Origin of the sequence: Micromonospora sp. A202 (assembly GCF_006715105.1) — a bacterium.
Taxonomy (GTDB): domain Bacteria; phylum Actinomycetota; class Actinomycetes; order Mycobacteriales; family Micromonosporaceae; genus Micromonospora; species Micromonospora zamorensis.
On sequence record NZ_VFMP01000001.1, the window covers coordinates 5,007,174 to 5,019,528 of the forward strand.

13 protein-coding genes and 2 pseudogenes are annotated in these 12,355 nt (G+C 63.2%); 8 read left to right on the forward strand and 7 right to left on the reverse strand.

What is annotated here, in order from left to right:
- Positions 1–417: 417 nt before the first annotated feature.
- Positions 418–651, forward strand: a pseudogene (locus FBZ33_RS33790) (glyoxalase superfamily protein); the annotation flags it as partial.
- A gap of 63 nt (positions 652–714) precedes the next feature.
- The gene (locus FBZ33_RS32905) at positions 715–1,026 is read left to right on the forward strand and encodes a hypothetical protein (RefSeq protein ID WP_185755384.1); all 312 of its coding nucleotides are present in this window, start codon (positions 715–717) and stop codon (positions 1,024–1,026) included.
- Between the two features lie 126 nt (positions 1,027–1,152).
- On the opposite strand, the gene FBZ33_RS23000 is transcribed toward FBZ33_RS32905, so the two are convergent.
- The 3 genes from FBZ33_RS23000 to FBZ33_RS33110 all read right to left on the reverse strand — a co-directional run bounded on the left by FBZ33_RS23000 (position 1,153) and on the right by FBZ33_RS33110 (position 3,573).
- Positions 1,153–2,901 carry a hypothetical protein gene (locus FBZ33_RS23000; protein ID WP_141910632.1) on the reverse strand — a complete coding sequence of 583 codons (1,749 nt, stop codon included), beginning with the start codon at positions 2,899–2,901 and terminating at the stop codon, positions 1,153–1,155.
- A gap of 102 nt (positions 2,902–3,003) precedes the next feature.
- On the reverse strand, positions 3,004–3,348 hold the full coding sequence (locus FBZ33_RS23005; protein WP_255509022.1) for a tyrosine-type recombinase/integrase: 345 nt from the start codon (positions 3,346–3,348) through the stop codon (positions 3,004–3,006).
- A gap of 12 nt (positions 3,349–3,360) precedes the next feature.
- Positions 3,361–3,573: a hypothetical protein gene (locus FBZ33_RS33110; RefSeq protein WP_221629503.1), complete on the reverse strand. Its 213-nt coding sequence runs from the start codon at positions 3,571–3,573 to the stop codon at positions 3,361–3,363.
- Between the two features lie 116 nt (positions 3,574–3,689).
- On the opposite strand from FBZ33_RS33110, the gene FBZ33_RS23010 reads away from it, so the two are divergent.
- Both FBZ33_RS23010 and FBZ33_RS23015 read left to right on the forward strand, forming a co-directional pair.
- On the forward strand, positions 3,690–4,532 hold the full coding sequence (locus FBZ33_RS23010) for a GntR family transcriptional regulator (protein ID WP_141910633.1): 843 nt from the start codon (positions 3,690–3,692) through the stop codon (positions 4,530–4,532).
- Positions 4,529–5,218, forward strand: coding sequence for an HAD family hydrolase (locus FBZ33_RS23015; protein ID WP_141910634.1), 690 nt, complete (start codon positions 4,529–4,531; stop codon positions 5,216–5,218). Before FBZ33_RS23010 ends, FBZ33_RS23015 begins: the two co-directional genes overlap by 4 nt.
- A gap of 12 nt (positions 5,219–5,230) precedes the next feature.
- On the opposite strand, the gene FBZ33_RS23020 is transcribed toward FBZ33_RS23015, so the two are convergent.
- Positions 5,231–5,482 (reverse strand): GntR family transcriptional regulator, encoded by a 252-nt coding sequence (locus FBZ33_RS23020; RefSeq protein WP_141910635.1) that lies wholly within the window; start codon positions 5,480–5,482, stop codon positions 5,231–5,233.
- A gap of 326 nt (positions 5,483–5,808) precedes the next feature.
- Here FBZ33_RS23020 and FBZ33_RS32910 point away from each other — a divergent pair, with 326 nt between their 5' ends.
- The 3 genes from FBZ33_RS32910 to FBZ33_RS23030 all read left to right on the forward strand — a co-directional run bounded on the left by FBZ33_RS32910 (position 5,809) and on the right by FBZ33_RS23030 (position 7,573).
- Positions 5,809–5,985: a hypothetical protein gene (locus tag FBZ33_RS32910; protein WP_185755550.1), complete on the forward strand. Its 177-nt coding sequence runs from the start codon at positions 5,809–5,811 to the stop codon at positions 5,983–5,985.
- A complete protein-coding gene (locus FBZ33_RS23025) occupies positions 5,982–6,248 on the forward strand; it encodes a hypothetical protein (RefSeq protein WP_370453038.1) in 267 nt (88 codons plus the stop codon). The genes FBZ33_RS32910 and FBZ33_RS23025 overlap by 4 nt, the downstream gene beginning before the upstream one ends.
- A gap of 131 nt (positions 6,249–6,379) precedes the next feature.
- Complete coding sequence (locus FBZ33_RS23030) at positions 6,380–7,573, forward strand: hypothetical protein (RefSeq protein ID WP_141910636.1); 1,194 nt, start codon at positions 6,380–6,382, stop codon at positions 7,571–7,573.
- A gap of 187 nt (positions 7,574–7,760) precedes the next feature.
- Here the strand turns inward: FBZ33_RS23030 and FBZ33_RS23035 are convergent, their stop codons facing one another.
- Positions 7,761–9,479 carry an IS481 family transposase gene (locus FBZ33_RS23035; RefSeq protein WP_255509023.1) on the reverse strand — a complete coding sequence of 573 codons (1,719 nt, stop codon included), beginning with the start codon at positions 9,477–9,479 and terminating at the stop codon, positions 7,761–7,763.
- 29 nt (positions 9,480–9,508) lie between these two features.
- A pseudogene (locus tag FBZ33_RS33795) lies at positions 9,509–9,586 on the reverse strand (hypothetical protein); the annotation flags it as partial.
- Between the two features lie 287 nt (positions 9,587–9,873).
- On the opposite strand from FBZ33_RS33795, the gene FBZ33_RS23040 reads away from it, so the two are divergent.
- Positions 9,874–10,143 carry a hypothetical protein gene (locus tag FBZ33_RS23040; protein WP_141910637.1) on the forward strand — a complete coding sequence of 90 codons (270 nt, stop codon included), beginning with the start codon at positions 9,874–9,876 and terminating at the stop codon, positions 10,141–10,143.
- On the opposite strand, the gene FBZ33_RS23045 is transcribed toward FBZ33_RS23040, so the two are convergent.
- Positions 10,121–11,899 carry an IS481 family transposase gene (locus FBZ33_RS23045; protein WP_370453099.1) on the reverse strand — a complete coding sequence of 593 codons (1,779 nt, stop codon included), beginning with the start codon at positions 11,897–11,899 and terminating at the stop codon, positions 10,121–10,123. The genes FBZ33_RS23040 and FBZ33_RS23045 overlap by 23 nt on opposite strands.
- Between the last annotated feature and the right edge of the window lie 456 nt (positions 11,900–12,355).

The following is a 12,355-nucleotide window of genomic DNA, read 5'->3' on the forward strand; positions in this document are numbered from 1 at the left end:
CAAGACCAACGTCGGCGTTCCAAGAAGGGCACGATCCGGGGCAAAGGCGGCGGTGGGGACGCGAAGACAATGCATGACGCTGCATATGGCTCGGACACCTCCACCGGAGCCTAATCGGATCGACGCCACTCACGATCCGGCGCATCAATCTGCCGGGATCAGCTTGCTCAGGTGCCGCAGATCAGTTGGCGGAGGACCGTCGCACATCAGTCGACGGAGGACGCACCGGTCCGATGGCCGGCCGTTGCGATGCAGACGGAGGGCAGGTCCGATGACGGAGACCCTCTCATCGCAACTCGGTGCCAGACGGCCCGGATGACCGAACGCCTTGCGCCTGTCCTGCGGACCACGGACGCCAACGCCGCCGCGACCTGGTACTCCCGCCTCGGTTTCGTGAAGCAGTGAGAGCATCGGTTCGCCGCTGACTTGCCGCTCTACGTGTGCATCGCCCGCGGCAATGTTGAGATCCATCTGTCGGAGCACACCGGGGACGCGCGGCCAGACACCCTGTTGTATCTGTACGTCGACGCCATCGATGCGGCAGCGGCGGCCTGCGGCGTGTGTGCCGTCGGACAGAAGGACTGGGGACGTGAGTTAGAGGTGGTAGACCCTGACGGCAATCGGCTCCGCATCGGGGCACTCCAGCGGTGAGCCGAAGGTTGTCGATTCTGTTGCGGGCGCTGATCAGTAGGCTTGGTCTGGGATCCTGGCGGGATGGAGAGCGTGGATCCGGGCGGACCGCTGAGTGACGCGGAGGTCCGGGAGTTGACGCGGTTGCTAGCCCGGTTTGCGTCGCATGATCTGGACCAGTGGGAGAACTGGCTGATCGAGACCTCGTATGGTCCCGTGTTCATGTCGGTCAGCCGTAAGTTGCCGCCGGGCTGGCCGGAGGATGCGTTCACCAGGATCTGGCCGATGCCTGCGCATCTGGCCGAGGACTCGTCGCAGGAGTTGGACGGAGTGGCGGCAGGACGACCAGCAGCACCTGACGAAAAACCAGGTCAACCGCCATCTATTAGCGGCTGAGCTGGTTGGCGACGGACGAGTCGACCTGTACGCCGGATTATGAACGTGGAACGTGCCCTGAACAGGCGCTTCGTTCGCCAGGTACCCGCCTAGGGCGTCGCCAGGGCGTCCGGCGAGTGCCAGCAGTCAGTCGAAATCCGCGAAGAGATCATCTCCGTCGAAGATCCCTAGCACCTGCCTGTGACCAGTTCCCAAATTGGACCGCAACTTCTCACTACCACCGAAGCGAGCGATGTTGGAATCGGGAACCGTCACGACGATAGCCACACCAGCAGCCGGCCCAATCTCCGAGAGACGCTCGAACTTGCCGACCAGATGGGGCATCTGATCCACGACCAAATGCAGATCCTCCACCACTAGAAGGATTCCTGGAGTCTTTCGGGAGATGCCTTTGAAGACCCCGTTAACCCGCCGATCTTCCGCAATCGCCAGTGCCGCGCCAAGCATCAACAAAAGCTCGTGAGGGTTAACCGCAATCCAGTCAGCCAATATCCCCCAAACTCGCAGAATATTATGCCGATCAGTGACATCGGAAAGCCACGACACAAATAGGCCAGAGGCTGCAATACCCAGCACTGCAACTGAGAGGACATTGGTCTTTCCGGAACCCGTCGGACCCATGATCACGGCATGGCGAGGGTTGCCATCCTCATCCCAAACGTCCCAGTACACCTTACTTCCATCGAGGTCGAGTCCTACGGAGAATCGGCCCTCATCATGATCGAAGTCAGGATGATCGTAGCGAGCGTCAATTCCAGAAAGGAGACCGAACTCGGCCTCCCTCTCCTCGACAGTTTTGATCTCCCCAACCTCCTCCCCTAGTGAGACCTCGGGAGGCTTACGGACGGCCGGAGCGCGACGGCCGAATGAAAGTAGGGCCAGGTCTGCAACTTCACCGTCAGCCACGATCGCCTCAGCGTCTGTGAGCCGCAGGAGACTTGCGCGCCACTCGTTGATACGCTCCGCTCCAATTCCACGAAGTACCGGCCTTCTCGGCGCTGGCGGGGTGTCATGAAATATAAGATGACTTCTCGTTGCCAACTTCACTCGTCGAGAGAAAAGGCGAACGAGGCTGCCCTGACCAGTTAGGTGCACTCTGATCAGGCGGAATCCCGCATCCCGCATGATTCTCATCTCGGCCGTTGGCTCACCCGCCCGCCACTCATTTAGGACGCCATTGTAAGGCGGGTCGAAGTAAGCTATAAGACTATGCTCGACGAGCTTCACTGCAACTTTAGACGGACGACGATTAGGGCGATCCCAAAATACATTCTTCTTGTCTATGATACCAATTGGATTACCTCCTTCGGCATCATCAATGTGGTCGACATTCACTCGATCGCATCGCACAATCTCAAAGGCGGATACAAAAATATCCCAATCATCGCCAACGTGATCTTCGTAAATTCTCTGCAACTTTTCATGACGCCTTGTTCGAGCCCAAGCGTTTGACGAAGCGGCCTTCCCGTAAGCCATCCCGACATACATCACATCCTGATGAGAAAGCTCGTTTCCAGCCCTACTGCAAAGAGATCCAAGAGCCCACGAATCGCCATGCAGCAACGCTGCCCCCACGCGATACGAGAAGTACGATCCGTCTTGATAGGTCCGGAAGTCACACGCCTTCCGCAGATCCTTGCCGGCAATTTCGAGCGGGTAGGTTATCCATTCACCTTTACTGCCAACCTTACTAACCACCTCGAATTTAATTCTTTCCGGATGAAACCACACCGACCGCTCTTTAATTCGGACTTTCGGACGACGCGAGATGACATAGATATGCGACTCGGAAAGTGCCTCCGCCAAAGCATCCGAATCAAAGCGACGCTGAAATGTGTGGGCGAGGCCCAACTCGTACATCAAAGTCCCAGCCATACAGTCATGCTAATCAGCATCAAACCTGCAACGAAGATCAAGATCCGCCCTGCCGCCCGCGACTTATGTCTGCTTCCCGACAACGATCGACATCTCTTCCTGCTACCTGAGCAGGTCATCGATCGCGCGTCGGGTGCGTTCCTCACTGGCCGGCATCAGGTGCGTGTAGACCCGGAAGGTGAAGCCTGGGTCGGCATGCCCGAGGTACGACGCGAGCGCCTTGATACTCTCCCCCGCGTCGAGCAGCGACGAGGCGTAGAAATGGCGCAGCGCGTGCATCCCGGTGGCCCTGGTCGGCGTGATGCCGGCCGCCGCCACGGCGGGACGCCAACTCTTGTTGTCGAAGGTGCGCCGGTTGATTGCACTCCGGCGGGTGGTTGTGAAGAGCAGCGGCACCGTCACCCGCTCGTCGGCGGCCGGGTTCTCCCACGGCAGGGTGATGGTCACCGGGTCGCAGTCCTAGATGTGCTGCCGCAGCACCCGGCCGACGGAGTCGGGCAGCGGTATTCGGCGGTCACGGTCGTTCTTGGGCAGCCCGAAGACGAGTCGGGAGCGGACGAGCTTGACCTGACGGCAGACGTGTACCCAACCCGCGGCGAGGTCGATGTCGTCGGCACCGAGCCCCAGGATCTCCCCCTGGCGGAGTCCGCAGCCGGCGCCCAGGTCGGCCATCAAGCGGTACCGCTGGGCGAGGCCACTGCGGATCAAAGGTAGGCCGGCTTGGCTAGTCACGTCAATGCAGTCTGGAGAGCTTTCCTAGCCTGGCTAGTCAGCGGTAATCTCCGTGCATGAGTCTTGACCCCGACGACCCCCGCACCCCGTCACAACAGATCGCCGCCGCACTGCGCGCCGAGATCAAGACGGGCAAGTTCGCCCCCGGCGAGAAACTGCCCTCGCAACACGACCTCGTCGAACGCTTCAGCGTCGCCCGCGAGACGATCAAGGCAGCCCTGCGGAAGCTGCAAGAGGAGCGCCTGATCGTCACCCGCCAGGGCAGCGGCACCTTCGTCCGCGCCAACACCGAACGCCCCGTCGGACTACGCCCCCACGTCGAACGCGCCTTCGAGGCGCCCAACGTCACCATCGACTTCGCCGGCTTCTCCGGAGAGACGCTCTACAACGCGATCCAGGAGACGTTGGACAAGGTCCGCATCGGCCGGCTCACCCCCGAGTCGATCCGGCTACGGGTGCTGATCTCCGACATGACCGCACCGATGGCGATCCCCTGCCGCGCCGAGGACCAGGCCGACGACCCCGCCATTCGTGCCCGCGCCCGTCGGATCACCGACCGGTCCATCCACGCTGTCACCGACGCCGTCCAGGAACTAGCCGATCTGGGCTTGGTCAAGACCGCCACCGCCGAGGTACGCGTCCACAACGCCGCTCCCCTGTTCAAGCTGTTCATAATCAACGAACAGGAAGCCTTCTTCGGCTTCTACCCCGTGGTCGAGCACACCGTCTCCATCGAGGGCAAGCCGATGGCGATCTACGACGCGATGGGCAAGGACGCGATCCTCTTCCCGTTCACCCCCAGCGACGACGACAACTCCAACGACGCTCTCTACGTCGAGCAGGCCCGCGCCTGGTTCGACAGCATGTGGGGCACCATCTCCCGCGAGTACGCGTCGTGAGCCCCACCAACCTCGTCGAGGTCATCGGCCGCGCCCGCGTTGTCCTGCTCGACTTCGACGGCCCGGTGTGCAAGGTCTTCGCCCAGCACTCCGCATCCACCGTCGCCCACGAGCTGCGCCGGCTGCTCATCGACCAGGCCGTCACCCTGCCGCCGGACATCCTCGCCGAACGCGACCCGCTAGCTGTCCTACGCTTCACCGCCACGGTCGGCCGGCCCGCCGTCGTCCGCCTGGTCGACGAAGCGCTGTCCCGTGAGGAAATCACCGCCGCACGCACCGCCGAACCCACCCCGTACGGGCGTGAGGTCATCGTCGCCGCCCAGCAGACCGGCCGACGCGTCGCGGTGGTGTCAAACAACTCCGCTGCCTCAGTGCACACCTACCTGAACACGCGCCGACTGACGAGCTACGTGCACCCGGTCATCGGCCGTCCCATCGCCAACCCGGAGCGGATGAAGCCCGACCCGGCTTCAGTCCTGGACGCCATCCGGGAACTACGCGCCGAACCGGCCGCCTGTGTCCTAGTCGGAGACTCACTCAGCGACATCGAAGCCGCCCACGCCGCCGGGGTCGCCGCCATCGGATACGCCAACAAGCCCGGCAAACGCGAACGACTGGGCGCCGCAGACGTGGTCATCAACAGCATGGCCGACCTGGTGGCTGCCTTCGCCGTCAACGAGCTGTAGAGCAGGACGACGCTACGAACCGGTCCCGGTCACATCCTGGGCCCTGACGTAGGTACCGCGTTGAGGCATCGTCACGACCAATCCCCGCTCACGCAGTAGCGCCACCGCAGCGCGGACCGTGCCCCGACTGACCCCGAACTCCTGCCGGAGCTGAGTCTCACTCGGCAGGGTCTGACCAGACGCCAACTTGCCCGCCTCGATCCGTTTCGTCAGCAGGTCAGCGAGCTGCACATACAACGGCGTTGGCGACAACGGATTGACCACACCCCCAACTTAGAAACGGCCTATAAGCCCTGGTCGTACGGTACGTCCTGGACGTTCTGGACGTACGACCTACATCCGAGTTGGGGCGAGATCACGGAGGCCCTGATGTTCATCCGGCTCAGGAAATGGCTCGGACTGCCCACCCCGACACCTCAGCTCGATCGAACTGGACCAGCCACGGTCTACCCCGACCGAGCCGGAGCCGCACTGCCACCACGACAGGCACGCCAACCCGGCTGGAACGAACCCACCAGCCAGCACAGGAGCGTCGACCCGATGACGACCCTCGATGCCGGGTGGCGTTCGTCGGCAGACCGGAGGCCCCTGTGACCAACCGAGACGTACCCCTGCTCGTCCAGCAGGCCGCCCGCTGCCTCGACTACCACCGGCGCAACACGTGCTGGAGATGCACGGACACCGGCTTCTGCCCGATGGTTGTCATCGCACGCTCCCGCATCTGGGCGTGGCGCCGATACCGCGCGCTCAACGGACGATGGCTGTGACCCTGCCCAAGGCCGGGGATGTCGTGCATCTGACCCGAGCCGCAAGCGTCCAGTTCATCAACCCGATCATGTTTCGAGTCATCCGGGTACTCGACTGGGTCACCTACGACCACTGGGTATGGCTCGACGGCTACCAACTCGACCGCAAGGGAGACGCTGCCGTCCGCCGAACCGTCTTCGTGCAGAAGGACGGGTTGTCAATTAAGCGAATCGGCAGCACGGATAGCAATTCCCGTCACCCAAAAAACGAGCCTCCGCCATAACTCCGCCTTAACCGAGAACGTTGAAAGCCGCCGACTATGCGCCCGCATATGAGGCAATGCGCAAGAGTGTCAAGCCCTAGGAACCTATGTGGCACATATCCGACTCAAGGGTTCGCAAGATCCTGTCGGCAGTGTATACCACGACGGTGGAATGGTCCCGAATTGTGCTCGCCCTTTTGCTGCCCATCGGATTATGGCTGCTGACTTTAGCGTTACTTGCAGGTCAGATTCTATACCTTCTCTTCTTCGAGACGCGCATCGCATCCGGGATCATCGAGAGGAGGACCTCCGATCACCTGACTGCCACTTTGGGAATTGCAGTCCTATACTACTATGATATCTCAATATTCATACCCGTAATGACTGGCATTTACCCCAAGGGCGCTCAGATTGGCGCTCGCTACACATTCATCATTGTACTCGCCGGCATCAGTTTATTAAGCGCAGCCACCGCCTTTCACTACAGCATATCCCCCATTACCAAATTCAAAGGTCGAAGCCTGCTCGTCTTTCCGCCAGCCATATACGATAAGGACCCAATTTCCGTCAGAGGCGCATGGATCAAAATCTTCAACCTAATTGGATTAACGTCCATGGTTGTCGTCGCCATGATTCATGTTTGGGTCTACTTTATCGCTTGCATTCTCCCAAAGAGGGATCCCGCCCTAACCCTGCCATTCATAGCCGGACTCGGAGTTGTCGTCTTCCTTACTGGGCCTCTGCGCAACCTAATCCTCCGGTACCCATCCAGCCTTGTCGCGACATCCAAAATAAATCAAGTCGTCGCACAGAGTGCCAAGGCACCAGAGGTTCGCCGATCTTTGTCGCGCAGGAAGTCGGATCCGATCAGCTGGGCGAGAGGCGAACTGCTTCAGATCGCACGGATCCTGGAGCGGATGGCAAGGCAAGAAGATTCCCAATTTGGCGTTAACACCAACCACCCCGTTGCAGCGATTTACCGAGCTGTGGCAGACCACATCCGAATCTACTGCAATTCAGCTAAATCACTTGAGAGCTCCGTTCCCTCAAGCATGATCTTGACGCTTAAGGCGACCGAGGGCCTCATGATCACCGGGGATAGCGCATCGCGTAAACAGCTAATTAGGCGGCTTAACGTTTTTGAAGCTGACGGTACGCCGAGGGCCCTCGTCACTGCTCCCACGTCGGGAAGTGCAGCACGAACCGTTCGAACTGCTGCACGCTACGCCGATCTGAGCCTTGTGTGGCTACAAAGCAGATGGCAAGCAATAGCTATCGCGTTAGCCGTAGTCGCCTTCCTCCTAGGGCAACTGGATCTAAAGTCGCTTCTTGCGGTGGCTCAGTAACGCTGTCTAAGCCCAGCTCAGCTGACCACGTTGCACTCGGCGCCTCCGGCGAGCCAGCACACTTGCCCTACTCGACTGACGCGTAGCAGCTGATGTCGCCATGATCCTCACGAGACATGCGAGCCTCAGGAGCACGACAGCGGCGTGAATCCGTGAGTCCCAGGCATTTACTGAATCACGATATAGTTCAGCACTTTTCAAGACTTCCAACCACTTGTCTAGTCCCACCTGATGCTTGACACATCCGTCCCAGGTGTTGCTTGACGGTTGGTCTAGGTTTTGTTGCTGACCTTGCGGGGTCGGTGGGCTTGATGCTACGGACGGGTTGGTCGTTGGTGCGTTTGACGGTGCGGGGTCCTGAGTCGGTGTGGATGGTCAGGTCGGTGTCGGTGACCTCGATCGTGACGGTCTTGCTGGCGTGGGTCCGGCCGAGCGCGACTCTCTGCCCGACGACCATGACTACGCCGGAGTTCGACGCCCGGCGCTGAACGTGCACGGGTCCGGTTGCTGGTTGTGGTGGCGGGCCGGCTGGGCGGACACTCCGCAACCGGCTGATGTCAGCCGGGGTCAGCGGGTTTGGTCGGGTCCGCAGCAGCTGACGGGTGTCGAGGTCGAAGAAGCTCAGGGTCGCTGTGTCGATGCGGATCCCGACCCGGCGGCCGCCGAGGATTTCCGCGGCCAGGATCAGGTGCTGACCCAGCGACACGCTGCCGGTCCGATTCACGGTCCGGTCGACCTCGACCGCTTCACCCTGCTCGGCCGGCGGCAGCGGTGGCGGACCGGCCGGGCGGCCGTCCTGACGCAGCAGGGCAGCGAGGTCGGCGACCGATAGGTGCGAACGCACTGACTTGATCCGGGCGCCGGCGATCAGCAGGTGGATGACGTCGGTGTCGGCCCAGAACGTCACCGTGACTCCGGAGCGGACCGGGCCGAGCCAGAACTGTTTCCCGGCCACCTGCAGATTGCCTGACGGTGGAACGACCCGGTCGAACTCCACCGCTGACGGCGACCAGTGCTCCACCGGTTGCGGGGCGATGGCCGGCTTCGGCCAGGCCGGTGGTTCGACCGGTGTCGTCACCGAGGCGGGCAACTTGACCGGCACGACGCCGGGTTCGGCTGGTCGGAAGCGGCTGGCGGGAAACGCCATGTCGAGCGACTGATGCGGCCAGTCCGTCTTGTATTCGTGCCGGAACACCTCGATCGCCGCCTGAGCGGTGTCGATGTCTGGCCAGACCGGCACGTCATCGAGCAGTTCGCGTCGCAGGCTCTGGTGGAAACGTTCCACCTTGCCCGTGGTGGTTGGTGTCGCGGGCTGGGTGAGCCGGTGCGCGATGCCGTTCTCCCGGCAGATCCGGTCGAACATCATCTCACCGCCGTTGCCGAACCGGGCGGTGAATTGCTTGCCGTTGTCGGTCAGCACTTCCTCGGGCACCCCGAACCGCTGCAACGCCTCGGCGAACGCAAGGCAGACCGCACGGCCGGTGGCCCGGCGTACCACCGAGGCGATCACGCAATACCGGGAGTGGTCATCAATGCCGGTGACGACCTTGGCCTCCGAACCGTCGGGCAGGAAGATCCCGCCGACGATGTCCATCTGCCACAGCTCCATTGGTCGATCACGTTCCCAGCGCACGTAGTCGTTGCGGCCCCGACGGTGCTTGGACGGGGTCATCAGACCGTGACGAATCAAGATCCGATAGACCGTCATCCGCGACGGCACCGGCTCGGGACAGCCATGACGGCCCAGCTCGAACGCGATCCGCCGCGAGCCCCATTTCGGGTGGTGTCGGCGCAGCTCACACACCAACGCCTCCACCTCCGGCGACGCTTGATGAGCGCACCCGTCCGGGCGGTGAGACCGGTCCTGCAAGCCGACCAGGCCCCGTCGGCATAACGGCGCAGCCACCCATGCACGCTCTGCCGCGACACCCCGACCTTCTCGGCCACGTCCACGACCGGATCACCAGCCAGGACCGCCATCACGGCCTGATACCGCTGCTCCACGATCGACATCTCTACCAATGCCAATCCCGGCTCCCAGATCGAGTGCTACCGCAACAACACGCGATCAAGAAGCCAAACGGTGATCATGTCAAGCATCAGGTGGGACGCGAGTGTCAAGCATCAGCCGTGACGGGACAAGACCATCACCAGAATTGCTTGGTCCCGCATGATGGTTGACGGAACGGCGTCGGAGGACGCTTGACACCAGGCCATGATCGAATACTGGTCGTGTTCTGATTCGAAGCGATCGTAGAGGTTGCAGGCGCAGCCCTGTCCGCATGCGAGGATCTGTGGCCATGGGCCTAGCGGATGCTCTCGCTGAGTGGACGGACGTGGACGGCGCTCAGTACGAGTTGGGCCGAACGGTGGGCTTGTTTACGGATCGCACGTTTTTGCAGGTCAAGTGGGTGTTCTGGTCGAACAATCGGCTCGGTCAGGCGCTTTGCGACATGCTGCATGCGTTGGTGAAGGCTGGCGTACTGGAGTACCGCGACGAGCCCGACCACCAGTTCCGATGGAAAACGGCAGTACCGCTCGATGGCCTCACGGCTGAGCGTCCGTGGTGATCTGGTGTTTGGCCTTGGTGCGGTTCAGGTCGGTGGTGCTGCGCCGGGGCACGGCCTTGATCGGGGTGTCGGCGTCGTAGACGGTCACGGTGTGTTCGTCTAGGACGACGGTGACGAGCTTGCGGCCGTGCACAACGCCGACCTGGATGCGTTGCCCGGCGACTTGGATGCTTCCGGTGACCGATACGACCCGCTCGACCGCAGGCGTGGTGGCGGGTGGCGGGATCGGGGAGGCGGGTCGGGCGTCGCGGATGCGACCGCAAGCGGTGGGCGGGAGTGGGCAGCGCAGGGTGCGGCGCAGCTGCCCGGCGTCGTCGATGACGTGCAGGAGGATGCCGTCGAGGCGGATCCGGACGCGCTGGCCGGCAAGGGGCATGCCGACGCTGATCTGCCGGCCGGCGATGCTGATCCCGCCGCAGGGGTTGACGACCCGATCGACCTCGACGGCGGCGGTCTGCGGTTCGGGCTGCGGTAGTGGAGGCGGGCCGGCGGGGGTGCCGCCGTCGGCCAGGAGCCGGGCCAGGTCGCGTTGGGACAGCCTGGATGGGGTGGACTTGATGCGGGCGCCGTCGGCGGTCAACACGTGCAGCCGGTCGGTGTCGAGCCAGATCGTGACCGGAGTGCCGGCGAGGGCGGGGCCGAGCCACACCTGTTGCTGGGCGACGGTCAGGTTCCCCGACGGTGGCACGACCCGAACGAGCTGCACCGGCTCCGGACGGCCGGTGGACACGGTCACCGATCCGGTATCGGCCTCGACGGCCGGTGGCGTCCTCGGGGCCGGTGGCGCGGTGGGCAGTAGCCCGGACGGCAGGCGAAGCTTCGGCGCGTGCACCTCGACCTGGTTCCGACCGGGGGTCGGGCGGTGGAACCGGTCGGCGGGGAAGGCGTCGTCGATACCCTGGTGCGGCCGGTCATAGTTGTATTCGGCGACGAACCCGTCCACCGCGGCTTGGGCCTGCTCGATGGTGGAGAACAACGGTCCGTCCAGGCATTCGCCCTGCAGGCTCTGGTGGAACCGTTCTACCTTTCCGGTCGTCGTCGGGGAGCGGGGTTTGGTGTTGCGAGCCACAATGCCGTTCTCCCGGCAGATCCGCTCGAACAGCACCTCCCCAGGGCGGGGCGTGGTGAACCGGCCGGTGAACTGCTTGCCGTTGTCGGTCAGCACCTCACCCGGCATCCCGAAGCGGGTCAGGGCGGCGGCGAACGCGGCGCAGACGGCCCGGCCGGTGGCCCGGCGAACCACGGTGGCGATCACGCAGTAGCGGGAGTGGTCGTCCAGGCCGGTGACCACCTTCGCCTCGGTGCCGTCAGCGAGCAGCACCCCGCCGACGATGTCCATCTGCCACAGCTCCATCGGCTCCGGCCGTTCCCACCGCTGGTAGTCCTCCCGCCGGCGTTTACGCAGCACGGCCGGGACGAGGTTGTTACGACGCAGGATCCGATAGACCGTGGCCCGAGCCGGCGGTGGGGTGACACCGCGACGGCCTGCCTCGAACCGCAGTCGACGCGGACCCCACCGAGGATGATCACGGCGCAGCTCACACACCAATGCCTCCGTCGAGGCGTCAACCCGATGCGGGCAGACATGGGGCCGATGGGATCGATCCTCCAAACCCTTGATGCCCTCGGCGGCATACCGTCCCAGCCAGTTGTGGATCGTCTGCCGCGACACCCCATACCGGGCGGCGACCTCCGTCTTCGGCGTGCCGCCGAGGCATTCCATGACGGCGTGAAATCGCTGTTCCATGACGCTCAACTCCGCGAGTCCCACCCGGTCTCCTCCCGCCTGAGTTACAGACGCAACGAGGCAGGCCGACCAGGTGTCAAACATCAACCGAGGCCGCCGTGTCAACCATCAACCGGCGCAGGACAGCCGGCTGCCGGCGGAGTGGTTCAAAGTTTCTGTACGTCTTCAAGGCGGCCCTGAACGGGCCGCACGCGCCGCCGCCTGGGCGCGCGTCCGACGCTCCGCTACCGCTCCACGTCGGCCACGCAGAACGCCCGTCGGCTGGCGCGGAGAGCGGGAGGCCCGGGGCCGCCGCAGATGGTAGCGCCGATAGTGGTTAAGGCTCGTGGGCCGGCAGCCGGCTGCGGGGCGGGGGCCTGCCCGTGATGCTCGCGCCGCATCCCCACCCCGACCTCGTTGCTGGGCCTGCCAGGTGCGCACCTGGCCGCTCAGCGTCAAGACCAGATTGACAAGGTGAGGACAGAG

Bases quoted from the DNA above. Each gene is read 5' to 3' on its own strand.
- FBZ33_RS32905 (WP_185755384.1), top strand. From the start codon at position 715: ATGGAGAGCGTGGATCCGGGCGGACCGCTGAGTGACGCGGAGGTCCGG.
- FBZ33_RS23000 (WP_141910632.1), bottom strand. From the start codon at position 2,901: ATGGCTGGGACTTTGATGTACGAGTTGGGCCTCGCCCACACATTTCAG.
- FBZ33_RS33110 (WP_221629503.1), bottom strand. From the start codon at position 3,573: ATGGCCGACCTGGGCGCCGGCTGCGGACTCCGCCAGGGGGAGATCCTG.
- FBZ33_RS23010 (WP_141910633.1), top strand. From the start codon at position 3,690: ATGAGTCTTGACCCCGACGACCCCCGCACCCCGTCACAACAGATCGCC.
- FBZ33_RS23040 (WP_141910637.1), top strand. From the start codon at position 9,874: ATGGGCCTAGCGGATGCTCTCGCTGAGTGGACGGACGTGGACGGCGCT.